26 protein-coding genes are annotated in these 22,889 nt (G+C 73.9%); 11 read left to right on the top strand and 15 right to left on the bottom strand.

Going from position 1 to position 22,889, the window contains the following annotated elements:
- Nucleotides 1-28 precede the first annotated feature (28 nt).
- From ACWCYY_RS38495 to ACWCYY_RS38475, 5 genes are read right to left on the bottom strand one after another with little or no spacing between them, the layout of a single operon-like run.
- Nucleotides 29-562, bottom strand: coding sequence for a beta-ketoacyl synthase chain length factor (locus ACWCYY_RS38495; RefSeq protein WP_449798703.1), 534 nt, complete (start codon nt 560-562; stop codon nt 29-31).
- The gene (locus ACWCYY_RS38490) at nt 559-1,671 is read right to left on the bottom strand and encodes a beta-ketoacyl synthase N-terminal-like domain-containing protein (RefSeq protein WP_449798702.1); all 1,113 of its coding nucleotides are present in this window, start codon (nt 1,669-1,671) and stop codon (nt 559-561) included. The genes ACWCYY_RS38495 and ACWCYY_RS38490 overlap by 4 nt, the downstream gene beginning before the upstream one ends.
- Nucleotides 1,668-1,931, bottom strand: a complete 264-nt coding sequence (locus tag ACWCYY_RS38485; RefSeq protein WP_345281636.1) for an acyl carrier protein — start codon at nt 1,929-1,931, stop codon at nt 1,668-1,670. Before ACWCYY_RS38485 ends, ACWCYY_RS38490 begins: the two co-directional genes overlap by 4 nt.
- Entirely contained in the window at nt 1,928-2,203 is a 276-nt protein-coding gene (locus ACWCYY_RS38480; protein ID WP_345281638.1) for an acyl carrier protein, read from the bottom strand. Before ACWCYY_RS38480 ends, ACWCYY_RS38485 begins: the two co-directional genes overlap by 4 nt.
- Before the next feature lie 42 nt (nt 2,204-2,245).
- The gene (locus ACWCYY_RS38475) at nt 2,246-3,610 is read right to left on the bottom strand and encodes a class I adenylate-forming enzyme family protein (protein WP_345281640.1); all 1,365 of its coding nucleotides are present in this window, start codon (nt 3,608-3,610) and stop codon (nt 2,246-2,248) included.
- 237 nt (nt 3,611-3,847) lie between these two features.
- On the opposite strand from ACWCYY_RS38475, the gene ACWCYY_RS38470 reads away from it, so the two are divergent.
- From ACWCYY_RS38470 to ACWCYY_RS38460, 3 genes are all read left to right on the top strand, one after another.
- Nucleotides 3,848-4,936 (top strand): alpha-hydroxy acid oxidase, encoded by a 1,089-nt coding sequence (locus tag ACWCYY_RS38470; protein ID WP_449798701.1) that lies wholly within the window; start codon nt 3,848-3,850, stop codon nt 4,934-4,936.
- Between the two features lie 72 nt (nt 4,937-5,008).
- Complete coding sequence (locus ACWCYY_RS38465; RefSeq protein WP_449798700.1) at nt 5,009-5,941, top strand: alpha/beta hydrolase; 933 nt, start codon at nt 5,009-5,011, stop codon at nt 5,939-5,941.
- Nucleotides 5,938-7,227: an aminotransferase-like domain-containing protein gene (locus ACWCYY_RS38460; protein WP_449798699.1), complete on the top strand. Its 1,290-nt coding sequence runs from the start codon at nt 5,938-5,940 to the stop codon at nt 7,225-7,227. Before ACWCYY_RS38465 ends, ACWCYY_RS38460 begins: the two co-directional genes overlap by 4 nt.
- A gap of 63 nt (nt 7,228-7,290) precedes the next feature.
- On the opposite strand, the gene ACWCYY_RS38455 is transcribed toward ACWCYY_RS38460, so the two are convergent.
- The 4 genes from ACWCYY_RS38455 to ACWCYY_RS38440 are packed head-to-tail and all read right to left on the bottom strand — an operon-like array spanning nt 7,291 to nt 10,523.
- Nucleotides 7,291-8,055 (bottom strand): ABC transporter permease, encoded by a 765-nt coding sequence (locus ACWCYY_RS38455; protein WP_380149475.1) that lies wholly within the window; start codon nt 8,053-8,055, stop codon nt 7,291-7,293.
- A 29-nt stretch (nt 8,056-8,084) separates the two neighbouring features.
- Entirely contained in the window at nt 8,085-9,035 is a 951-nt protein-coding gene (locus ACWCYY_RS38450; RefSeq protein ID WP_449798698.1) for an ATP-binding cassette domain-containing protein, read from the bottom strand.
- A gap of 28 nt (nt 9,036-9,063) precedes the next feature.
- Nucleotides 9,064-10,245: a glycosyltransferase gene (locus ACWCYY_RS38445; protein ID WP_449798697.1), complete on the bottom strand. Its 1,182-nt coding sequence runs from the start codon at nt 10,243-10,245 to the stop codon at nt 9,064-9,066.
- Nucleotides 10,242-10,523: a hypothetical protein gene (locus tag ACWCYY_RS38440; RefSeq protein WP_345288371.1), complete on the bottom strand. Its 282-nt coding sequence runs from the start codon at nt 10,521-10,523 to the stop codon at nt 10,242-10,244. The genes ACWCYY_RS38445 and ACWCYY_RS38440 overlap by 4 nt, the downstream gene beginning before the upstream one ends.
- A 98-nt stretch (nt 10,524-10,621) precedes the next feature.
- Here ACWCYY_RS38440 and ACWCYY_RS38435 point away from each other — a divergent pair, with 98 nt between their 5' ends.
- The 4 genes from ACWCYY_RS38435 (at nt 10,622) to ACWCYY_RS38420 (ending at nt 13,733) form a co-directional block, all read left to right on the top strand.
- Nucleotides 10,622-11,554 (top strand): 3-oxoacyl-[acyl-carrier-protein] synthase III C-terminal domain-containing protein, encoded by a 933-nt coding sequence (locus tag ACWCYY_RS38435; protein ID WP_449798696.1) that lies wholly within the window; start codon nt 10,622-10,624, stop codon nt 11,552-11,554.
- Nucleotides 11,555-11,636: 82 nt separating this feature from the next.
- Entirely contained in the window at nt 11,637-11,936 is a 300-nt protein-coding gene (locus tag ACWCYY_RS38430; RefSeq protein ID WP_345288368.1) for an acyl carrier protein, read from the top strand.
- Nucleotides 11,937-12,048: 112 nt separating this feature from the next.
- Nucleotides 12,049-12,966 (top strand): hypothetical protein, encoded by a 918-nt coding sequence (locus ACWCYY_RS38425; RefSeq protein WP_449798695.1) that lies wholly within the window; start codon nt 12,049-12,051, stop codon nt 12,964-12,966.
- A complete protein-coding gene (locus ACWCYY_RS38420; protein WP_449798694.1) occupies nt 12,963-13,733 on the top strand; it encodes a 4'-phosphopantetheinyl transferase family protein in 771 nt (256 codons plus the stop codon). The genes ACWCYY_RS38425 and ACWCYY_RS38420 overlap by 4 nt, the downstream gene beginning before the upstream one ends.
- 74 nt (nt 13,734-13,807) lie before the next feature.
- Here the strand turns inward: ACWCYY_RS38420 and ACWCYY_RS38415 are convergent, their stop codons facing one another.
- The gene (locus ACWCYY_RS38415; RefSeq protein WP_345288362.1) at nt 13,808-14,305 is read right to left on the bottom strand and encodes a GNAT family N-acetyltransferase; all 498 of its coding nucleotides are present in this window, start codon (nt 14,303-14,305) and stop codon (nt 13,808-13,810) included.
- The gene (locus tag ACWCYY_RS38410) at nt 14,302-15,633 is read right to left on the bottom strand and encodes a DUF6271 family protein (RefSeq protein ID WP_449798693.1); all 1,332 of its coding nucleotides are present in this window, start codon (nt 15,631-15,633) and stop codon (nt 14,302-14,304) included. The genes ACWCYY_RS38415 and ACWCYY_RS38410 overlap by 4 nt, the downstream gene beginning before the upstream one ends.
- A 420-nt stretch (nt 15,634-16,053) precedes the next feature.
- Between ACWCYY_RS38410 and ACWCYY_RS38405 the strand changes: the two genes are divergently transcribed.
- Nucleotides 16,054-16,722 carry an RICIN domain-containing protein gene (locus ACWCYY_RS38405; protein ID WP_449798692.1) on the top strand — a complete coding sequence of 223 codons (669 nt, stop codon included), beginning with the start codon at nt 16,054-16,056 and terminating at the stop codon, nt 16,720-16,722.
- 202 nt (nt 16,723-16,924) lie between these two features.
- On the opposite strand, the gene ACWCYY_RS38400 is transcribed toward ACWCYY_RS38405, so the two are convergent.
- The gene (locus ACWCYY_RS38400; protein WP_449798691.1) at nt 16,925-17,833 is read right to left on the bottom strand and encodes a hypothetical protein; all 909 of its coding nucleotides are present in this window, start codon (nt 17,831-17,833) and stop codon (nt 16,925-16,927) included.
- 136 nt (nt 17,834-17,969) lie between these two features.
- On the opposite strand from ACWCYY_RS38400, the gene ACWCYY_RS38395 reads away from it, so the two are divergent.
- A complete protein-coding gene (locus ACWCYY_RS38395) occupies nt 17,970-18,293 on the top strand; it encodes a hypothetical protein (RefSeq protein ID WP_449798690.1) in 324 nt (107 codons plus the stop codon).
- Nucleotides 18,294-18,336: 43 nt separating this feature from the next.
- Here the strand turns inward: ACWCYY_RS38395 and ACWCYY_RS38390 are convergent, their stop codons facing one another.
- Nucleotides 18,337-18,744 (bottom strand): hypothetical protein, encoded by a 408-nt coding sequence (locus tag ACWCYY_RS38390; protein ID WP_345288353.1) that lies wholly within the window; start codon nt 18,742-18,744, stop codon nt 18,337-18,339.
- A 55-nt stretch (nt 18,745-18,799) separates the two neighbouring features.
- Nucleotides 18,800-19,735 carry a LysR family transcriptional regulator gene (locus tag ACWCYY_RS38385; RefSeq protein WP_449798689.1) on the bottom strand — a complete coding sequence of 312 codons (936 nt, stop codon included), beginning with the start codon at nt 19,733-19,735 and terminating at the stop codon, nt 18,800-18,802.
- A 118-nt stretch (nt 19,736-19,853) separates the two neighbouring features.
- Between ACWCYY_RS38385 and ACWCYY_RS38380 the strand changes: the two genes are divergently transcribed.
- Nucleotides 19,854-20,678 carry an inositol monophosphatase family protein gene (locus tag ACWCYY_RS38380; protein ID WP_345288350.1) on the top strand — a complete coding sequence of 275 codons (825 nt, stop codon included), beginning with the start codon at nt 19,854-19,856 and terminating at the stop codon, nt 20,676-20,678.
- A 42-nt stretch (nt 20,679-20,720) separates the two neighbouring features.
- Nucleotides 20,721-21,353, top strand: coding sequence for an NADPH-dependent F420 reductase (locus tag ACWCYY_RS38375; protein WP_449798688.1), 633 nt, complete (start codon nt 20,721-20,723; stop codon nt 21,351-21,353).
- Between the two features lie 46 nt (nt 21,354-21,399).
- On the opposite strand, the gene ACWCYY_RS38370 is transcribed toward ACWCYY_RS38375, so the two are convergent.
- A complete protein-coding gene (locus ACWCYY_RS38370; RefSeq protein ID WP_449798687.1) occupies nt 21,400-22,206 on the bottom strand; it encodes a hypothetical protein in 807 nt (268 codons plus the stop codon).
- Nucleotides 22,207-22,889 lie beyond the last annotated feature (683 nt).

Here is a 22,889-nt window from a genome sequence, read left to right as displayed (position 1 = left end):
GGGGTGGTCGGGGCGGGTCGACGGGTCGTCAGGCGGAGGTGACCAGGGCGGCGGTGCCGTGGTCGCCCTCCCCGTCCCGGACGGCCTGCTCGGCGGCGATGACCAGGACCTGGTCGGCGTCGCCGTCGGCGAGCAGCAGGGCGGCCAACTCCAGCGCGTCCGGCGGGAGTTCTCCGGGGGCGGCGGCCTCCCTGGGGCTGATCGCGACCACCGGGCCGGCCAGCTCCCAGCGGGCCGCGATGTGCCCGAGGACGGCGTTGGGGTTGGACTGGAAGAACAGCAGCGGCGGCATCCGGCGCCCGGAGGCGGCTGCGGTGTCGATGGCCAGCGCGGTGGCGCGGTCGCCTCCGGCACTGGCGAGCAGCAGGGCGGTGCGGCCGGCCGGGGCCCGGTCGGGAGAGGCGTCCCGGTGCCGGGTGAGGCAGAGCTCGGCGACCGCTGCGACCAGCGGGTTGAAGGTCGAGGCGATGAAGCCGGGCAGCGGCGGGAGGTGGGCGTCCCCCTCCGGTGGTGGCCAGCTCGCGGTGGCGAGGGTGCGCAGCCCGTCGGTCGGTGGGTTCATGCGGCGGCGACCAGGAGGGCGGTGTTGGCTCCGCCGAAGGCGGAGTTGAGGCTGAGCGCGTGGCCGGGGCGCTCCCGGCGCGGACCGGAGAGCACGAGGTTCAGCCCGATCTCCGGGTCGGAGCCCAGCCAGCCGGCGTTGACCGGGAGCCGTTCGCTCTCCAACGCGCCGATGGTGACGGCGAGTTCGAGCAGTGCGGAGGCCTCCAGGGCATGACCGTGGACGGACTTGCTGGAGCTGACCGGGAGCCGGTGCAGCCCCTGGCCGAACACCTCGCGCAGGGCTCGCGCCTCGGCCAGGTCGGACAGCGGCGAACCGGTGCCGTTGGCGTTGACGTAGCCCACCTCGGCCAGCGAGACCCCGGCCCGGGCCAGCGCGGACCGGACGGCCCGGACCACGCCCTCCCCGTCGGGCCGCGGACGGCAGACGTGGTGGGCGTCCCCCGACCGGCCCCAGCCGGCCAGCCGGGCCAGTGCCCGGGCGCCGCGACGCTCGGCGGCCGTCTCCGCCTCGACGACCACCGCCACCGCGGCGTCGCCCAGCACGGTGCCGGTGCGGCCGGTGCTGAACGGCCGGAGCTCCCCGTCCCGGGCCAGCGCCCGGCCCGCGTCGAAGGCCGCGAAGACGCCCGGCTCCACCAGGTGCCCGGCCGCGACCACCACCCGGGGGTGCCGCCCGGAGGCGACCAGCGCGGCGGCGTCGGCCACCGCCGTGGCGGCCGCCGTGCAGGCGCCGGTGTAGACCCGGGTGACCTCGGGCAGGCCGAGGGCGGCGGCGCCCTTGCTCACGGCCTCGGCCACCTCGCCGGTGCGCAGATCGCTGTGCAGGGCGAGCAGCAGCGGTGTGTCGCCGCTCCCGGAGGGCAGGCCGGCCTGCCCGCACGCCTCGGAGACGACCCCGGCCACCGCCCGGGCGAGCGGCGGCGCCCCGGGCAGCAGGGCGGCCCGGGTGGTGCCACGCCGGGACACGTCGAAGCGGGTCACCTCGGTGAAGCCGGTCCGGCCGTGCGCGGCCGCCTCGGTGAGCGGTGCGAGCCCGGAGCCGAAGGCGCTGAGCACCCCGAGTCCGGTGAACACCGGCCGGTGGGCCGGTGGTGCGCTGGTGCTCATGAGCCGGCGACCCCGGGGGCGGCAGCGGCGGCGAGGACGGCTTCCCGCAGGACGGCGACGGCGTCGTCCACCGTGCGAACGGCCTCGAACTGCTCATCGGAGAGGTCCAGCTCGATGGCGTAGCGCTGCTCGAACTCGGCGGTCAGCCAGGTGAGTTCGAGGGAGCCGAGCGCATCGGGGACGCTGTCGGCGGGCCGCTGTCCGAAGGCCGCGAGCATCGCGACCACCTCGGCGCGGTCCGGCAGCACGGGGGAGCTCACGCGGCGCTGCCGGCGGTGGCGGCGGCCTCGGCGGCCCGCCGGGCCACGTCGGCCGTGAACTGGTCGAGGGTCATCAGCGCGGTGGTCTCCATCTCGTCGAGGTCGAACTTGACGCCGAACTCGTCCTCGACCTGCACCGAGAGGTCGGCGAGCGCCAGCGACTCCAGGTCGAGCCCGGCCGGGCCCAGGTCGGTCTCGCCGGTGACCTCGGAGACGTCGTAGTTCATCTCGGCGAGGGCCGCGAGGACGAACTCGTGGATGCGCTCCTGCATGGTGGTACTCCTCGTGCTGTGTCGGGGTGGTGGTGCGGTGGGTCAGAGGGAACGGGCGGCCGCGTCGTGCAGGGCGGTGACGTCGCGCACGAGCTTGCCGGTGGCGGTGCGGGGCAGCGCCGGGAGGAAGGAGAGCCGCCGGGGCCGCTTGTAGGCGGCCAGTTCGCGGGTCAGGGCCTGGCGGACGGTCTCCTGGTCCTCGTCCTGACCGGTGGTCAGGAAGGCCTCGATGGCGCCGTCCGCGAAGACCACCACGGCCTCCTGGACCGACGGCAGGGCCGTCAGGGTCTGCTCGACCTCGGTCAGGTCGACCTTGAGGCCGCCGATGGAGACCTGGGAGTCGCGCCGGCCGAGCACGGTGACCAGCCCGGTCGCGGGGTCGACCCGGCCGGCGTCCCTGGTGTGCAGCCAGCCGTCCGACCAGCGGGTGGGGTCGGTCAGGCCGGGGTACGGCGAGCCGGCCATGGCGATGTGGAGTTCGCCACCGTCCTCGCGCAGCACCGTGCCGTGCACCGGCGCGGCCTGCGGGTGCAGGGCGCCGTCCAAGTCGGTCGCGATGACGCCCAGTTCGGTCATCCCGTACATGGTGCCCAGCGGCACGCCGTAGCGGGCGGTGAAGGCGGCGGGCACCCCGGGGCGGACCAGCTCGCCGGCCACGATCATCCGGCGCAGCTGCGGCAGCGGCGGGGGAGCGGTGGCGGCGGCGAGCAGTTCGGCGTGGAAGGGGACGCCGATCACCGTGGTGGGGCGGTCGTCCCGGCCGACGGCGGCCAGGATCCCGGCCGCCGTCATCCGCTCGGGGACGGTCAGCGGCACGTGGGCGTGCAGGCTGTTGAGCAGCCCGCCGACCAGGCCGAGGACGTGCACCACGGAGGAGAGCAGGACCACCCGCTCGCCGGCCTTCGGGAAGGCCGCCAGCCGCCGGTAGCAGTCGAGCTCGCGCAGCAGGTCGGCCGCCGTGCGGGCGATCACCTTGGCGGGGCCGGTGGAGCCCGAGCTCAGCTGGAGCAGGGCGTGGCCGGTCGCGGCCGGGCGCCCGCCCGGGAGGGCGTGCGGTTCGGGGTCGGTCTCGGCGAAGCCGCGCAGGGCCGCCCCCGAGGAGCGGTGCGCCGACTCCACCAGCACCTGGGGTGCCAGTCGCTGGACGGCGAGCGCGACCTCGTGGTCGGTCAGGCGGTGGTCCAACAGGAGCGCCTGTGCGCCCAGTTGCCAGCAGGCCAGCAGCGCGGCGACGTAGCCGAGCGAGGGCGCCAGCCGCAGCGCGGCCGTGCCGCCGGGCGACAGGCCCGCGGCGGTGAGCCGCGCGGCCTGCTCGGCGACGAGCGCGCGCAGGGTCCTGCGGTCGACGGGAGTGCCGAAGTGCAGGCACTCCTCGTCATCGGGGCCGGCCAGGAGGAATCGATCCACCCAGTCGTGCGGGGCCTTGGTGTTCGAGGTCCCGGCCGGCAGGGGAGGTTGGGAAGAAGAGCCGGTCAACGCCACTCCACGAGGGGCTGGTTGCATGGACAGCGGCCTCGATCGACGGGGCCGGTTCGGTTTCTGACGATTGCACAGACGATCGAGCCAAGGCAAGGTCTATACCAATCGGCGCTAGGCTGCCGAATCGGGACGGGCCCGCGTGCGGCCTGCCCGGAAGGGAAGCCCGTGCAGCCTCTCGAACTCCCCGACGTCGAACGCGCGGCCCGCGCCCGACTCCCCGAGGAGCTCTGGGACTTCGTCCAGGGCGGAAGCGGCGCCGAACGGACCGTGGCCGCCAACCGGGACGCGTTCGAACGGTGCCGCCTGCGCCCGCGCACCCTGGTCGACGTCTCCGCCACCGACCAGGCGCTGACCCTGCTCGGGAGCCCGCTGCGGACCCCCGTCGGCATCGCGCCCATGGCCTACCACCAGCTGTTCCACCCCGAGGGGGAGGTGGCCACCGCCCGTGCGGCGGGCCGCTGCGGGGCGCTGATGACCGCCGGGATCTTCGCCAGCCGGACGCTGGAATCCATCGCCGAGGCCGCCACCGGACCGCTCTGGCTCCAGCTGTACTGGCTGCGCCGCCGCGAGGCCCTGGCCGCGCTGATCGAGCGCGCCGAGGCGGCCGGCTACCGCGCCCTGGTGCTCACCGTCGACGCCCCCCGGATCGGCCGCCGCCTGCGCGACGCCCGCAACGGCTTCGCCGTCCCCGCGCACGTCCGGGCGGTCAACCTGGACCAGTCGCTGATGGCCTCCAGCCACCGTGCGGAGCACGGGAGTTCGGGCATCGCCGGGCACGCCAAGGAGCAGTTCGACCCCACCCTGACCTGGGCGGACCTGGCCTGGCTGCGCGGGCGCAGCAGCCTGCCGATCGTCCTCAAGGGCATCCTCACCGCCGAGGACGCCCGGCTGGCCGCCGAGCACGGCGTGGACGCGATCGTGGTCTCCAACCACGGCGGACGGCAGCTCGACGGTGCCCTGCCGACCCTGCAAGCTCTGCCCGAAGTGGTCGCCGCCGTACCGGAGAACCTGCCCGTCCTGCTGGACGGAGGTGTCCGTTCGGGCACGGATGTCGCGCTCGCCCTGGCCCTCGGAGCCCGGGCCGTCCTGATCGGCCGTCCGGTCCTGTGGGGCCTGGCCGCCGACGGGGAGGACGGCGTCGCCGGGGTGCTCGACCTCCTGGCGGCCGAACTCGACGACGCCATGGCCCTGCTGGGCCGCCCCCGGCTGGCCGACCTCGACCCCACGGTCCTGGCCCGGCCCGCCGACCGCTGAACCACCGGACACCGCACCACCGGCCGCTGAACCGCCGGTGGCTGAACCACCCGCACCTCCCTGGAGCACCTCTTGCCACTGCACCCCCAGGCCGAGGCCCTGCGCAAGCAGCGCGCCGAGGCCGGTACGCCCCCTCTCTACACGCTCGACCTGGCCACCGCCCGGGCCGCCGACCTGGCCTCGATCCAGGCCGCCGCCGGGAACCCGGAACCGGTCCACGCCGTCGAGGAGTTCACCGTCCCCGGCCCCGGCGGCCCGCTCACCCTGCGGGTCTACCGTCCGGGCGACGCGCCCGGACTGCCCGCCCTGCTCTACCTCTTCGGCGGTGGCTGGACGCTCGGCTCCCTCGACACCGGTGACGCGATCTGCCGCCGCCTCACCAACGCCGTCGGCTGCGTGACCGTCGCGGTCGGCTACCGGCTCGCCCCCGAACACCCCTTCCCGGCCGCCGTCCACGACGTCGCCGCGGCCGCCCGCTGGACCGCCGCGCACGCTGCCGAGCTGGGCATCGACCCCACCCGCCTGGCCGTGGCCGGGGACAGCGCGGGCGGCAACCTGGCCGCCGCACTCACCCTGCTCGCCCGGACGGAGGGCGGCCCGGCCCTGCGCCACCAGCTGCTCGTCTACCCCAACACCCAGCACGGCGCCGACACCCCGTCGGTGCGCGAGCACGACGATCCGCTGCTGTTCAACCGCCGCTCGGTCGCCTGGTACTGGGGCCACTACCTGGCGGACCAGGCCGACGGCGACGACCCGCTGGCCTCCCCGCTGCGGGCCGACGACCTGTCAGGACTGCCGTCCGCCACGGTGATCACCGCCGAGTACGACCCGCTGCGCGACGAGGGCGAGGCCTACGCCGAGGCCCTGCGCGCAGCCGGGGTGGAGGTCGAACTCCGCCGCTACGACGGCATGCCGCACGGCTTCTTCGCCATGGCCGGCGCCCTGGACGACGGCCGCGCGGCCCAGGAGCACGCGGCCGCCCGCCTGCGGGAGGCCCTCACATGAGCCCGCTGCCCCCGCTCGCCCTGACCGAGCTGCACGGCTCGCTCGCCGACCCGCTGCTGGACGCGATGACCTTCCTCAACGAGGTCACCGAGCGCTACCCCGACGCCCTCTCCTTCGCCCCCGGCCGCCCGCACGAAGGCTTCTTCGAGACCGAACAGGTCGCGAAGTACCTCGACGTCTACCTGGACCACCTGCGCGGCCGCGGCCTGACGGAGGACCAGGTCCGCACCGCGCTGTTCCAGTACGGCCCCACCAAGGGCGTCATCGCCGACCTGATCGCCCGCACCCTCGCCAACGACGAGGGCCTGACCGTCGACCCGGCCTCGGTGGTGGTCACCGTCGGCGCGCAGGAGGGCATGCTGCTGGTGCTGCGCGCGCTCTGCGCCACACCGGACGACGTGCTGCTGGTCAGCTCGCCCTGCTACGTCGGCGTGACCGGCGCGGCCCGGCTGCTGGACGTGGCCACCGTCCCCGTGCCGGAGGGCGACCCGGCCGCGCTGGCCGCCACCGTCCGCCGCCTGCGGGCCGAGGGCAGGCGTCCCCGGGCGCTCTACGTCGTCCCGGACTTCGCCAACCCCTCGGGCACCAGCATGCCGACCGAGGCCCGGACCGCACTGCTGGAGGTCGCGGCCGCGGAGGACCTGCTCGTCATCGAGGACAACCCCTACGGCTTCTTCGCCCGCGAGCCCGGAGACCGGCCCACCCTGAAGGCCCTCGACCGGCACGGCCGGGTGGTCTACCTGGGCTCCTTCGCCAAGACCTGCTTCCCCGGCGCCCGCCTCGGCTACGTCCTCGCCGACCAGCCGGTCACCGCACCGGACGGCTCCACCAGCCTGCTCGCCGACCAGCTGGCCAAGCTGAAGAGCATGACCACCGTGAACACCCCGGCGCTCAGCCAGGCGGTGATCGGCGGCATGCTGCTCACGCACGACTGCCGGCTGCGCGCCGCCAACGCGCCCGCCACCGCCCACTACGCGGCCAACCTCACCGTGCTGCTGGGGGAGTTGGAGCGCCACTTCCCGGCCGCCGAACGGGCCCGGCTGGGCGTGCGGTGGAACGAGCCGGAGGGCGGCTTCTTCGCCGTGCTCGACGTGCCGTTCACCGCTGACGAGGCGGCCATGGAGCGCTGCGCGCGGGAGCACGGCGTGCTCTGGACGCCGATGGCCCCGTTCTACCCGGCGGGCGGCGGCGAGCGCCGGCTGCGGCTCTCCGTCAGCGCCCTGAGCGAGGCTCAGATCGTCGAGGGCGTGGCCCGGCTGGCCGACTTCGTCCGGGCCCGGGCGTAGGCACGCCGAAGGGGGCCGGGTCCCGGGACCCGGCCCCCTTCGGCGTCAGGAGCGCTACCGCATCTACCGCACCCGGGAGGAGAACAGCCGGGCCGACCACCACACCGCGGCGGCCGTCATCACCACGACCACCGCCAGGCCCTGCCAGACCACGCTGTCCCCGAGGTGGCCGGAGAACAGGGACCGCATGCCCTCCACCGCCCAGTAGAAGGGGTTCCACTTGGCGGCGGTCTGCAGCCACACCGGCGCCAGCGCCAGCGGAAGCAGGGTCCCGGAGAGCAGGGCGATCGGCTGGGAGAGGGTGTTGACCACCGGTGCCATCGCAGCGTCGTTGGGCAGCACCAGGGCGATGCCGTAGGAGATGGCCGAGGTCATCAGCGCCAGCAGGCCCAGCAGCAGGTAGGCCAGCAACAGGTTGAGCGGGCCGACGCGGAGGCCGAACGGCAGGGCGAGCAGGGTGATCACCACCGCCTGGACGAGCAGCGCCGCGACCTCGCGCAGTGCCCGGCCGAGCAGCAGGGCCAGCCGGCTGACCGGGGTCACCCGGGAGCGTTCGACGACGCCGGCCTTGAGCTCGCCGAGCAGGCTGAAGCCGGTGTACAGGCCGCCGAAGATGCAGAGCACGGCCAACAGGCCCGGCACGTAGATCTGGTAGGCCTCGGCGTAGGTGGTGGCGCCCATCGGTTCGAGCGCCCGCTTGAGCAGCGGGGCGAAGAGCAGCAGGTAGAAGACCGGCTGGACCAGTCCGACGACCAGCCAGACCGGGGTGCGCCACATCAGCAGCAGCTGGCGCTGGAAGACCAGCCAGGTGTCACGGGCGAGCTTCACGAAGGGACCTCATGGATCGTCACGGATCGTCAGGACTGGTCGAGGGAGCGGCCGGTGCGGGCCAGGAAGACGTCGTCCAGGCTGGGGCGCTGGAGCTGGACGGTGGCCGGGGTCAGACCGGCCTCGGCCAGGGCGGGCAGCAGTCGGGGGATGGCGGTGGCGCCGTCCCGGACGTAGAGCCGCAGGCCGCCCTCGGCGGGGGTCTCGGTGCGGTGCAGGTACGGGGCGTCGGCGAGCGCCTTGGCGGCGTCCTCGACGTCCAGGCCGGTGAGCACCACCACGTCGCCGGAGACCTCCTGCTTGAGCTCCTCGGGGGTGCCCTCGGCGACCACCTCGCCGTGGTCGACGATCGCGATCCGGTCGCAGAGCGCGTCGGCCTCGTCCAGGTAGTGGGTGGTCACCACCACCGTCATGCCCTCGGTGCGCAGCCGCTTGATCTCGGCCCACACCTGGCTCCGGCTGGCCGGGTCCAGGCCCACGGTGGGCTCGTCGAGGAAGAGCACGGCCGGCTGGTGGATGACGCCGAGCGCGATGTCCACCCGGCGGCGCTGGCCGCCCGAGTAGGTCTGGCAGGTGCGGTCCGCGAACTCGGTGAGCTCGAAGGCCTTCAGCGCGTCCTCGGCCTGCCGCCGGGCCTCGGCCCTGGAACTGCCGTACAGCCGGGCCTGGTGCACCAGTTCCTCGCGGCCGGTGACGGTGTCGGCGGTGCCGCCGCCCTGGGCGACGTAGCCGATGCGGCGGCGGACGCCGGCCGGGTCGGCCAGCAGATCCGCCCCGGCGATCCGGGCCTCGCCCCCGTCGGGGCGGATCAGGGTGGCCAGCATGCGCAGGGTGGTGGTCTTCCCGGCGCCGTTGGGGCCGAGGAGTCCGAAGATCTCGCCTCCCCCGACGGCCAGGTCGATGCCGCGGACGGCGTCGACCACGGTGCGGCCGCGTCGTCCGGACGGATAGGACTTGCGAAGGCCCTTGGTCTCGATCAACCAGAACTCCAGTGAGCGGTGGAACGGTTCAGTGCGAAGGGGATGCGGGCGTGCCGGCGGCCAGTGCCTCCAGGCGGTCGGCGGCCGTCACCGCCCCGCCTCCGGCCAGCAGTTCACGGCCGAGCCGCTGCGCGGCCGTGCGGAAGGAGGGATCGTCGAGCACCCGTCGGAGCCGCTCGGCGACGGTCGCGGGGGAGGCCCGGGTGAAGGGCACCCGCAGACCGGCCCCGGCCTCGGCGACCCGCTGAGCCACGAAGGGCTGGTCGTTGCGGATCGGCGCCAGGAGCAGGGGGACACCGTGGGCCAGTGCTTCGCCCACGGTGTTCATTCCACCATGGCAGAGGACCGCGTCGAGCGAGCCCCTCGACAGCAGCTCCAGGACCGGTGCCCGCTCCACCGCGACCACCGTGTCCGGAAGGGCAGTCGGCAGTGCCCCGGCGGACGCGGCCACCACCGCCTGGATGCCCTCGCCGTGCCGGGCCAGCGCCCGGACGGTGCGGTCCAGGAAGTCCGCGCCGACCGCGTCCGAGAGGGTGCCCATGGTGACCAGGACGGTGCGCCGGGCCGGGTCCAGCCGCTCCCAGGGGAAGGACGGGTCCGCCGGACGCTCCGTCAGCACCGGCCCCACCAGGGCGTACCGGGGCGTGTCCGGCAGGTCCTCGGCGAGCAGCGCCCGGCCGCTGGTGGCCACCACCAGGTGCGGCGAGAAGCGCGGATCGGTGAACTCCTCCTCCGGCAGCCGGGCCCGGCGCCAGAGCGCCTCGAGGTGGCCCGTCATCCAGGCCTCCACCTGCGGCAGGGCCCGGTACGGGCGGCCCAGCTCCATCGCCCCCGGGGCGAAGCTCGCCCAGGGCAGCCCGTGACGGTGCGCCAGCAGGGCGCCGGCCGGGGTGTACTGGTCGACCAGCAGCACGTCGGGCCGGTACTCGCGGACCACGGCGTCCAGCGGCTTCATGGTGAACTTCGCGTAGGGGACCACGAAGCCCTCCCAGAGCGAGCGGACCGAGGCCAGGCCGTGGCCGCCGAGCGCCCGGAACGCGCGGGTGCCGGTCCCGAACACCGTGGCCCGCGGGCCGAGCAGCGGCTCCAGCACCGTCTCGGTCCCGGTCCAGGCCACCTGGTGGCCGCGGGCGGCCAGTTCGGCGGCGATCCCGGCGGCCGGGTTGACGTGCCCGGCGAGCGGGGGCATCACCAGCAGGAAGCGGCTCACCGGCGCACCAGCCCCATCAGGTCCGCGACGGTCAGGGCCGCCAGTCCGTCCAGGTCCAGACCGGCCCGCAGGGCAGCCAGGTCGGCACCGAAGCGCACCCGCAGCAGGGTGCCCAGGACGGCGAACTCGCTCTCGTCCAGCGCCAGATCGGCGTCCAGACGAGCCTGCGGGACCACCGACTCTGCCCATTCGGGCAGTGCGTCGGCGGCCTCGACGAGCGCGGCCACCAGCTCCGGATCGAGATCGGGGTGTACGAAGGAAGGCTCTGCATCAGGCATGAAGGGGCTCCACCTGCTCGACGGCACGGGGGCGGAAGGGGAAGGCACCGGGTCGTTGATCACTTGTGCGACCTGCCGGGCGTGGGAATACTAGCCCGGTGACCGCACTGGAGGCAGTGGCCGTCCACCTCCCCCCACGGATCGAACCGATCGAGGACGTGGGCGCCCGGATCGGCCTGACCCCACGTCAACTTCGACTCTTCCGCCGCTTCCACGGCCTGGACCAGGTGCGCCTGGACCCGGACGGGACGCTGCCCGACCTGCTGGACGCCGCCGTCCGGGCCCTGCCCGAGCTGCGCGGCAACGAGCACCGGGTCCGGTACCTGCTGCACGCGCGCGGCATGCCGGTCGTGGTGCCCTATCCGCTCAACCCGCTCCAGGAGCTGGCCGAGCGCTTCGGCCTGACCGGCGCCACGGCGTTCACCGTCACCCAACAGGCCTGCGCCACCTCACTGTTGGCCGTCGACCTGGCGGGCCGCCTGCTGGCCGACGACGGCGACCCCACGGCGCTGGCCCTGGTGGTGGCGGGGGAGAAGACCTTCACCCGGGACGCCCAGCTCGTCCCGGACACCTCGATCTGCGCGGAGGCCTCGGCGGCCTGCCTGGTCAGCCTCGGCGGCACCCGGGACCGGGTGGTCTCCTACGTGGTGCGCCAGCGGCCGGAGTTCGACGGCCGGCTGGCCGAGGACCCCGAGCTGCTGACCCGGTACCAGCGGGAGTACCAGCCCACCATGATCGAGACCCTGCAGGCCGCCGTCGACCAGGCTGGTCTAAACCTCTCCGAGATTTCTCTGCTGCTTCCGCACAACGTCAACCAGGCTTCCTGGCGCATGATTTGCCGCGAACTGGACTATCCTGTGGAGCGGGTCGTGCTGGACAACGTGCCCGCGGTGGGGCACAGTTTGGCCGCAGACGCCTTCGTCAACCTCCGCACCGCCACCACGGGCGGAGCGCTCCGGCCGGGCGATCACTACCTGATCGCCGCCGCAGGCATCGGCGCCACCTTCTCGGCCATGGTCCTGCAGCACTGATGTGCCGTCAGCGCGCCGTGCGCCCCGGTCCGGCGCGCCGCCCGGCGCCCGCCACCCTTCGCCCACCACGGACGGTTCACCCATGTCAGACTCCGCACCCTCCACCACCGGACCGGTCGACGCCGAGCTGCGCGCCCGGGTCCGGCGGGGAATCGAGGAGGCGCTGCCGCGCGTCCTCACCGTCGAGCTCCCGGAGAACCTCGACAACGTCTGCTTCTTCGACGACCTCGGCCTCACCTCGGTCGGCACCATCGAGCTGGTGCTGGAGATCGAGGAGACCCTCGACATCCAGGTCAACGTCGAGCGCCTCGCCCTGGACGACCTCCGCTCGATCGACCGGCTCGCCGACTACGTCGTCGCGCACATCGTCGAGGAGGACTGACCCGGTGTCGCTGCCGGTGCCCGCGCCCTCGGCCGCGCCTTCTCCCTCGGTCGCCCCCTCGCCTTCGGCCGCGCCTGCGCCTTCGGCCGGGTCCGTGCCAGGTGCCGCCGGGGTGCGTGGGCTGCGCGTCACCAGGGCGCTCGCCGCCGGGTTCGAGGGTCGTTCGGAGGCCTCGCTCCACCCCGACCTGCGCGCCTTCGTCGGCGACCTGGTCCGCCCGTACGGCCTGCCGCTGCGCGAGGACCTGCTCCGCGAGGGCGCCGGCCACGACTACGGCGAGATGGCCGCCGGTCTGCTCGGGAAGGTCCTCGCGGAGGACGAGCCCGCCGACCTGCTGATCCTCGCCTTCTCCTCCCACGACGTCCGCCCCGCCGCCCCGTCCGCGCTGTACCTCAGCCGCCACTGCCCCGGACAGCCGATGGCCTTCGCGATCTGCGACCAGGGCAGCGCGGCCGCGTTCACCGCCCTGCGGATCGCCGCCGCCCACCACCGCACCGGCGGCTGCCGGCGGGCCGTGGTGGTCCTGGCGGAGCAGAGCGTCCTGCACTACGAGGCCCCCGAGTCCGTCGCCCTGCCGGCGCAGCACCGCGCCGTGGTGCTGGTCTGCGAGGAGGGTGAGGGGGAGGGGTTGAGGGTGCGTCAGGAGGAGCAGTCGGACGGCTCGCTCGCGCTGGCCGACGTCCTCGCCGCGCACCGCGAACTCGGCACCGGCGCCAGGCTGTTGCTCGCCGCCGACCTCGGCCGCACCGGGGGCCCGGAGGGTGTCGGGACGCTGCTGGGCGCGGGCACGACGGTGGGTGCGGGTACGGCGCTGGGCGCGGGCACGACGGTGGACGCGGAGCCAGCGGATGGTGTCGGCGCGACGGACGCCGTTGGCACGACGGCGCCGCCCGGGCAGCCGTTCACCGGCGTCTGGAGCCTGTTGGCGGAGCACCTCGCGCGCCACCCGGAGACCGGGGGCGGCGGCCCGCTGCTGGTGGCCGACCACGACCGGCGCCTGGGGCGGCTGAGCATCCTGACGCTCGCGTGAGCGCCACAGCCGGGACCACCGCAGGTGACACCGCCGGTGCCGCCGTCGGGCCGGTCGACGTCTGGGTGATCCCGACCGACCAGCCCCCGGCCGTCGTCCGGCGGCTGCGCGGTCTGCTCGACCCGGCCGAACTCGCCCGCGCCGACGCCGCGCACGACCCCGTGCAGGGTGCGCGCTTCACCGTCGCCCGCGGTGCCGTCCGCCTGCTGGTGTCCGCCCGGCTCGGCATCGAGGCGGACCGGCTCGCCTGGCGGCACGGGCCGTACGGCAAGCCGGAGCCCGTCCACCCGTCCGACTCCGCCCTGGCCTCCGACCCGTCCTCCGCCCCCGTGCTCCAGGTCAACTGGTCCGGCTCGGGGGCGCTGGCCGTCCTGGCGGCCGCCGAAGGGCGCCGCGTCGGTGTGGACGTCGAGGAGCTCCGCCCGCCCGGCGTCGGCGCACGGATCGCCCGCCGTCACTTCCCGCCTACGGACGCCGCGTTGGTCCTCGAAGCCCCCACCGAGGCGGAGGGGGCCGAGCACTTCACCCGGCTCTGGTGCCGCCGCGAGGCGGTCGTGAAGGTCCACGGCGGCCGGCTCGCCCAAGGGCTGGGCCTCGCGCTGGCGGGGCCCTCACCGCTGCGCCTGCCCGACGCGGGCCCCCTGGGCTCCGGGCCGCTCTGGCTGGCCGACGTCCCGGTGCCGGGCCCGTACCGCGCGGCGGTCGCCGCGGACCTGGACCTTCCCGTCACTGTTCGCCAACATGTCTGGTGCGCACCGGAGTTGTGAAACGCCTCGACCGCCCCCGGCCGGGGTGCCCCCGCAGGGTCGCCCCGGCCCGAAGCGGCCGCTCGTGCCGGCGCTCACCCCAGCGGCATCGACATGTAGACCGCCCGCCGCCCGTAGGACTCGGGGACGGCCACCTCGCGGTGGGCGCGGTAGCCCATCAGCCGCAGCAGGATGTCGGTGCCGCGCACCGCCACCATGGAGATCTCCTCGAAGCCCGCCTCCGCCGCCCGCGCCTGGACGTAGCGCATGAACGCCTCCGCGACGTCCCGGCCGCGGAGGTCCTCGGCGATCACCATGTCGTGCATGTGCAGGTTCCCGGACTCGAACGCGGTGGACTCCGGCCGGGCCAGGTCCGGGCAGCGCAGCGGCGGGTACGGCAGGCTGAGCGCGTAGCCGCGGACCTCGCCGTGCTGCTCCAGCACGAAGCAGGTCGCGGGTGAGGCCAGGGCGCGGGACTGCAGGGCCTCCCGCCCCTCGGAGAGGCCGTCGGCGGCGTAGGCGTCGTGCTCCAGCGCGACCACGGCGTCCCAGTCGCCGTCGGCCAGCTGCCGGATCAGGTACTGCGCACTCACTCGGCCGCCACCTCGGGGGAGTTGAGGCCGAACCCGTGGGCGCGGGTGGCCGCCACCATCCCGGCCCAGGCCTCGATCAGCACCGCCCAGCGCTCGGCGTCCTCCTGGGCCTCGTCCAGCAGCTGCTGCCGGCGCTCGACCACCACGTCGGCGAGCTCGGCGTACTTGCCGCCCAGCTTGCGATAGGCGGCCTCGGCCACGTCAAGGGTGTGCTCGTTCCCGGACCGGTCCCAGTCGAAGGTGCCGCGCACCAGCTCCAGGATCGGCTCCACCTTCAGCTCGTCGCGCTCGTTCAGCAGCCCGCGCCCGAGGTCGATCATCCCGCCGTAGACCGGGTACAGGTACAGCATCGAGAGCAGCAGTTTCACGAACCGCAGCTGGTAGTTGACGAACCCGGCGCCGACGCGCCGCTCGGGCGTGTAGTAGTTGACGATGTGCCGGTTGTGGACGACGCCGGGCGTGCGGGAGTGGACCAGGGCGTGCAGCAGTGCGTAGTCGCAGCCGAGGGTGTCCACCGAGGGGAGCAGCGGCAGCACCTCGTAGGCCCGGTGGTCCAGGGCGACGTTGCACATGTAGACGTTCCAGATGTCCGGCACGCCGAGCACCGAGTGGTCGGTGTCGAAGGGCTCGGCGCCGACCCCCTTGAAGGAGAGGTCGACCATCGCGTCCCGGTCCTCGTCCGGCCAGACCGGCGGGGTCCACAGGCGCACCAGGTCGTGGTAGACCTGCGGGTCCAGCTCGCGGATCTCGCCGATGTCCACGTTGAGTTCGCCGATGAACGAGCCGCTGACCACCATCACCGGCATCGCCGCGTCCGCCGGGTCGAGCTCGGAGACGGTCACCCCGGCGACCGCCTCGCCGGCCGGGCGGCCGATCGAGAGCAGCTCGTGGTGGATCGGGTAGAGCTTCTGCCCGTCCTGGGTCTGGTACTCGAAGTCGTCGTTGCGCAGGTGCACCGAGGTGCAGCCGAGCGCCGCCGCACCCAGGAACAGCCGGTTGACGCAGGAGCCGTACGCGACGGCCGGCGGCAGCATCAGCTCCAGCAGCAGCTCCGGATCGGCGGAGGAGCCGGAGCGCTCCGCCGCCCCGCGCAGCCACTGCCGCTGCTGCTCCTCGCCGAGGTGGTGGACGAAGACACCGGGGGCGGGGGTCAGGGCGGCCACGGCCTCCGCGTTGCTCGCGAACGCCTCGGCGGCGGTGGTGTCGAGGACCAGGAGGTGCACCTCGACCCCGAAGGTCGCGACGGCGTAGGCCGCCTCCTCGGCGAGGTCCACGATGGTTTCGGGGCACGGACGCATGGTGGGCAGGGCGAGGCAGACTCGTTGCATGCTGCGGGACTCTCCGTCTGATCATGGCAAAGCCGCGCGGCTCTCAAAGCCGCAGTGAAGTCCTCGAGTTGAGGCTATCGGTGATCTCCCACCAAAATGGACTAGACCAACTGCACTGTCAACGCCGGACCGGCGGCGATCGCCCGCGGCCCCGCGACACTGCCCGAACGGGCAGGCCCCGCTGCCCTGTGCGTGCGCAGGCGGTTGCCCGAAGCTGAATTGTGCACCAACTGGAGGAGATGGAACCAGGATTGACAATTCCGGAGGGAAATCCGGACAGGCTGTGAGTGGCCGGAATCGGGGGCTTGGACGGGCGGCGGCGGAGGGATAGCTTTCTCCGTGCTCAGCCGTGCAGGGGAACACGGCGAAAGGCCGTTCTTCTGCACACTGTCCGTCCAATTAACCGACAGGAGTGCTGTTATGAATTCGATCGCGTCGTTGTCGGGCCGGTGGGTCCGGGCCGCGGTGGCGATGGCCACCGTGGCGGTCTTCGGGTTCACGGCCGCAGGGACCGCCTCCGCGCAGGTGCCGGCGGCGGAGAAGACCGTCACGGTGACCGTTCAGGGCGCCGACCTGCGGGGATTCACCTCGCTCGGCCCGGACCGGGTCCAGCAGTACCTGGGCGCCAAGGGCGGCACCCTGGCGCAGCAGGGCATCGGATTCAACGGAGCCTACGACCACATCATCAACAACAACAGCAACCAGTGCCTCGCCGTCCCCGGCGGCAGCACCGCCGACGGCACCGGGCTGATCCAGTGGCCGTGCGGCACCTGGAACGACCATTACTGGACGGCCAACTACAAGTTCACCGAAAGCGGCTACTACTGGTACCAGGTCGTCAACTACAACAGCGGAAAGTGCCTCGCCGTCCCGGGCGCCAGCACCACCGCCGGAACCCAGGTGATCCAGTGGCCGTGCGGCACCTGGCGCGACCACTACTGGGCCTTCCTGGTCGATTCCAGCAACCGGCTCCACATCGTGAACTACAACAGCCGCCAGTGCCTGGCCATCCCGGGCGCCAGCACCGACAAGGGCGCCCAGGTGATCCAGTGGCCGTGCGGCACGTGGGCCGACCACTACTGGCACTGAACCCGCCTGGGCGAGAGGTGATCTGAGGTCACGTCACGGGCCGACTCAAGGCTGCTGCTCATCACTGCTCATCACAGCCCATCACCGCTCACCGACTCGCCCCGACGCCGCCGTGTGCCGGGGCGAGCCGGTGTCGTCGGACGGCCCTGCGGGGTGCGCACCGAGCCGACCGGGGCGAGTGCGCGGCGCAGCTGACCGTGGGTCAGCCCGACCGCCGTTCCGAGTCCTCGGCGCCGGGGTCTCCGATTCGGGCCATCAAGTCGGTGCCCTCCTGAGTGAGGACCACGGGAAGGTCAGCGCCACCGTGGGTGGCGACCTCGGTGAAGCCGCCCTCGAACCACCAGAACACCGAGGGGGTCAGGTTGCCCGGGGCCTCCGTGAACGCGGCGGCCGCGAAGCGCGCCATGCCGTGCAGCGAGGGAAGCACCTCCAGGTCACGGACGACGTGGAAGGCGAGTGCGTGCCGGTGCGGCAGCGCGACCAGGATCCCGTGGGGCGAGGGCAGGTCCCCGGAGTAGCGGGCCGCGACCTCGTCGATGATCAGGGCGAGGGACCCGATGAAGTAGGAGTCGCCCGTCAGGACGTCGAAGCGGGTGCCGTTGTCACCCGTCACCACCTCGTGCCGGTCGGCCTCGACGGCCCGCAGGTTCCGGAACGCACGCTCCCGCAGGGCCTCCTGGCCGCCGAGCTCGGCGAGGGAGTCCTCGGGCAGCAGGTCGACGGTCTCCGGAAGGTCGAGCGCCAGCACCTCCAGCAGGCCCGGGACCGAGCGGGGGCCGTAGCCGAAGGTCTTCAGGCTCGCGGGGTCGCTCGTCACCAGGCGGGGGTGGACCCGGGTCAGGAGCTCCTCGCGCGGCAGGGCCGGGGGAGCCTGCCGCGCGGCCACCGAGCGGACCACCCGGGCGACGTGCTCGTTCACCAGGGCCGGCCAACTCCGGGGGCCACCGCCGTCGTTGTGGCACACCGCCGCCAGGTTGGCGAGGTTGAAGTTCCACCCCGTACCCGCGGTCGCGCTCGCCGGTCCGACCGTCACGTCGAGGCCGTGCTCCGCGAAGGCCGTCCGGACGAGCTCGCGCAGCCGAGTGGCTTCGGCCTCCGACAGGAGCGTCAACTCCCCGTCGCGCGGGACATCCGCCCCGTCCCGTCGCTCTCTACGCCGAAAAATGCCCATGGTGTCCCCCTGTTGTCGAGGATCCGGATCCTAGCGGCGACCGGCCGGCTCGCTGCGGGCCGGGTAACCTCGCCCCGTGATGGATCAGGAGCAGTACGACCGGTACCGGGACGACGCGAAGGTGCTGGCGGCGATCGGGGTGCGGGTCGACGCGCAGGCCGGCCGGGTCACCGTGCGGCTGCCCAGGAGCGTGGCGCAGGCCGCGGTGGACGCGTGGGAGCGGGACGAGGAGGGCGGGGCCGGGCCCGAGTCCAACGAGCAGTACGTGCTGCGGGACCGGGCCGCGGAGCTGGCGTTCATCGGCCTCGCGATCGCGCAGCGCGGCCGCTGGGAGGGCGAGGAGGTCGTGGTCGACCTCGACGTCGCGTCCGCCGGGGCGGCCGTGCGGGCGTCGCAGTAGTCGGGCCGCGGTGGTCGGCGGGCTGCTGTGGTCGGCCGGGTGGTCAGGCGAGGCGGTACTCCGCGAAGCCGCGCGCCGGCTTCGCGGCGGCCACCGTCTGGGCGGCGGCGAGCAGCAGGAAGGCCGCGCCGTACTGGGGGCGGCCTTCGAGGTCCAGGAGGAGCGAGGTGCCGTAGGCGCCGTGGACGGCGGCCAGCGCGAGGAGGCTCCAGGAGCGGCGCCGGGTGCGGTGGCCGAGCACGCGGACCACGTGCCGCACGCCGCACAGGGTGAGGAGCAGGAGCGCGCCGAAGACCGCGATCACCGGAATCCCGGTGGTGACTCCCCAGGGCTCCCCGACGTCCGTGAGGCCCACGGCGTACATGGCCATGGAGAAGAAGCCCATGGCGACCAGGGCCATGGCCTCCAGGGCCAGCAGTGCACCCACCACCGCAGTCGTCACGTCACGCACGGGCCGTCCTCCTGATCGGTCTCCGAGATGCCGCGCGCAGCTTATTTGAACGGGTTCAATCTGTCGAATGGCTGGTCGGCGCAGATCCACTGTCTACGAACAGGGCGCGGACGGTCTCGGTGGCGAGCTCCCGCAGCCAGGCGTGCGCGCGGTCGTCGTCGTAGCGCTGGTGCCACAGCAGGTACAGCGGGACCTCGGGCATCGGGACCGGCAGGGGCAGGGTGACCAGCCCGAGCCGGTGGCGGTCCGCACGGGTGACCGCCTCGGGCAGGGTGGCCACCAGGTCCCCGGCGAGGGCGAGTTGGAGGGCGAAGGCGGCGGTGGGCCCGGCGGCGACGACGCGCCGTTCGAGACCGCGGGCGGACAGGGCGTGGTCGATCGCGTCGTGCAGCCGGCCGCGCCGGGAGAGCGTGAGGTGTTCGGCGGCGGCGTAGCGCTCGATGGTCAGCGCGCCTTCGGTGAGGGGGTGGCCCGGCCGGACGGCGACCGCCAGGCGGTCGCTGCCGACCAGGCGGTGGCGGATGTCGGGGAGGGTCGGCGGGCTGGAGCTCGACTCCAGGTCGACCTCGCCGCGGCGCAGCTCGGCGTCGTCCGTGCCGGGTTCGGCGGAGAGGCGCAGCCGGACGCCGGGGGCGTCGCGGTGGACGGCGGTGATCAGGGCGGGGCCGCAGGCGGAGGTGAGGGCGTCGTGCCAGCGCACGGTGAACACCCGCTCCAGGGAGGCCAGTTCGAGGTCCTGCCGGGCCGACAGCAGCCGGTGCGCCTGCTGGACCAGGGCGTGGACCTCGGCGCGGATGGCGAGTGCGCGGGTGGTCGGGACCATGCTGCGGCCGGTGCGGACCAGGATCTGGTCGCCGGTGGCCTTGCGGATGCGGCCCAGGGAGCGGCTCATCGCGGGCGCGGTGACGTGCAGTCGGGCGGCGGCGCCGGCGACGCTGCCCTCCTCCAGCAGGGCGTCCAGGGCCGTGAGGAGGTTCAGATCCAATTGCATGAGAGTAACTCTACAAGTGCAGAGCATGCACTTGTTGTTAATCGTCGGGGCTTCTACCTTCGAAGTGCGGGCGAGCGGACGAGCCGCCCGGATCCATCGAAGCCTTGGGGAGACCTTCATGAACACTGCCATGCCCTTCGCCGCCGACTCCGCCGCCGACCTGACCCTGCTGGCCGAGGTGACCGAGGCGGTCGTGAGCGCCGGTCGCACGCTGCGCGAGCGCCACACCCCGCACGCCCGGGGCGTGAGCCTGGACGAGGTCGTCGCCGAGATCCACGCCAACGACGACGCGGTCCTCGCGGTGCTGCGGGAGCCGCTGCTGCGGGCCCGCCCCGGATCGCGGTGGGCCGAGGACGAGCTGGCCGGCGGCGCGCTCCCGCCGGGGGAGTGGTGGGTCGTCGACCCCGCCGAGGGCAACATCAACCACGTGCACGGCATGGACGACTGGTCGGTGACCGCCACCCTGGTCCGCGACAACCGGCCGGTGCTCACCGTCGTCCACCTGCCGCTGACCGGTGACACGTACACCGCCGTGGCCGGCGCCGGCGCGCACCTCAACGGCCGGCCGCTGACGGTGTCCGCCAAGACCGACCTGGGCGCCGCGCTGATCGGCACCGGCCAGGCCCGGCCGGGCGAGGACGAGCGCACCTTCCGGCGGATCGGCGAGTCCGTCACGGCGATGCTGGTCAACGGTCTCGTCGTGCGGGTGTCGGTGCCCGCCACGATGCAGCTCATCCACGTCGCCGCCGGACGGATGGACGCCTTCTGGCAGTTCTCCGACGTCCGCTCCGGGCTGGTGGCCGGCGCCCTGCTGGTCGCCGAGGCCGGAGGCACCGTCACCGACCTGGCGGGCCGCCCCTGGACCACGGGCAGCCCTGACTTCCTGGCCTCGGCCCCCGGCCTCCACGCCGCGGCCCTCGAGGTCCTCGCGCCCCTCGCCTGACCCGGCATCACCTCCCTCCCGACACCTGAGGAGCACCACCCCATGACCACCATCGCCATCCTCGGCGCCGGCCGCGTCGGCACCAATCTCGCCCGCAAGCTCTCCGCCGCCGGACACCACGTCACCCTCGGCGCCCGGAACCCGGCTTCCGCCTCCGCCCCGCACCCGGCCGTGGCCGTGGCCGACCAGCGCACCGCCGCCCGCACGGCCGAGGTGGTGATCAATGCGACCCCCGGCCACACCTCGCTGGAACTCCTGGCCGGCCTGCGCTCGGAGCTCGCCGGGAAGGTCCTCGTCGACGTCTCCAACGCCACCCACGACGCGGCGGACGGCCTGCCCGGCGAGCTCTGCCACCCCGGCGGCAGTCTGGCCGAACTCCTGCAGGCCGCCCTCCCCGACACCCACGTGGTCAAGACCCTCAACACCATGCTGTTCACGGTGATGACCGCCCCGGAGAGCCTGGCCACCCCGCCGACCGCCTACCTGTCGGGTGACGACCCGGACGCCAAACGGACCGTCACCGGTCTTCTCGGCGACCTGGGTTGGCAGCCCGGATGGATCGAGGACCTCGGCGGCATCGCCACCGCCCGCGCCACCGAGGCGATGATCCTCGTCGTGCCCCACCTCCTGCGCCGGGACGGCTTCAGGCCCTTCGCCGTCTCGCTCGCCCGCTGACTCGCCGGGCCGCTCGGGTCGCCGGGCGTCGTGGGGGCCGCTCGGGTCATCGGGCGGCGGTGGCGGTCCTCCAAGCGGTGACCGCCTCGGTGAGCCGCTCCCGCTCCTGGTCGTACTGCCGCTTGCGGTGGCCGTTCGCCCCGGACGGGTGCGGGAAGCCGAACAGGCAGCGCTCCGCGCTGATGCGCCCCGAATCCACCGAGAGCTGCACCGCCTCGGTGGCCGCCTTGCCGAACGGGATCACCAAGGCCTCGGGCATCGCGGCCAGTTCGGCCCCGAGCGCCTGCTCGGCGAAGGTCCGCAGCACCGGAATCCTGGTCAGCGACGCCCCGTTCCAGTTCGCCCCGTCCACGAACACCGCGTGCCCGACCGCCGAGGTGAACGCCGCCACCCGCTCCTGCGGGTCCCAGAGCCGGGCCGTGGTCGCCAGCCCCAACGCGTCGGCCAGGCCGATCCCGTCGAGCATCGCCACCGCGTGGGTGCGGATCGCGCCGCCGAAGGCCCCGGTCTGCTTGGCCAGCCGGACCGCCTCGTCCGGCTCCGCCCCCGCGAGCAACGCCGCGCGGGCCGCCTGCACGGCGAGGTGCAGCTGGCGGCGGCCCGGCGTGATGCCGACCAGTGTCACCCGGGCCGCAGGGTCGATCCGGTCGAACGGCACGTAGTAGATCTCCCAGCGGCGGCCGCTCAGCGTCTCCTGGTGCAGCAGGAGCTCCGGCCGGCTCACCGACTGCTCGTCCAACCCCTCGGGCAGCGCCCGCAGCACCGGGGCGAACCGCTCGATGCACCAGCCCGCCGAGAGCGGCCCGTCCGCCGGCAGCTGCTGGTACGCGCACACGTGCGGGGTTTCGACCACGGCACACCCCCTCTTCCCTGATCACTCGTCAACGGGCGCGGTCAGCCTAGCTGTGGCCGGACGGCCGTCGGGCCGGATCGGACGAGGAATGCGGCGGAAGGAGTGACTCGGGCGTCGACCCGGGTGACGCCGGTCTCCACGGCGACCACCGAGTTGGCGACGCCCAGCCGTGGAGTGGGCGGAGATCGCCCGGGCGGTGGTTCGCCGGTGACTGTGCCGGCCCGGGACTGCGGGGTCGAACGCACCCGCCCCGTCCGCGCGGTGACCGAGTGTGCCGTGGTGGCTGGGGCCCGCGTGGGCGCGGGGCCTGACGGTCTGTCGGGGGTGGGGGAGTGCCGCCGGGGACCGCTTGTGCGGAGCGGTGCCCGGCGGCTCGGTGGACGGTGCGCCGACCCTCAACGGCTACCGTCCGTGCTCCCGTCCGGTGCCGGGGAGTTGGCCGTCGCTGGTGCCATCGTGACGACCCCGCCCGGGCGGGAGGTGGTGGACTGCCGCCGGCCCGGGGTCAGGGCATGGCCGGCGGCAGTCCGGTTCTGGGGTGGTCAGCCCTGGTCGTTGGCCGGGAGCTGCGACTGGATGGTGTTCATGACGGAGGCGTCGGCGAGGGTGGTGGTGTCGCCGACCTCGCGGCCTTCGGCGATGTCGCGGAGCAGGCGGCGCATGATCTTGCCGGAGCGGGTCTT

The sequence above is a fragment of the Kitasatospora sp. NPDC001664 genome (genome assembly GCF_053596675.1).
This window is presented reverse-complemented; position numbering and strand designations above follow the sequence as displayed.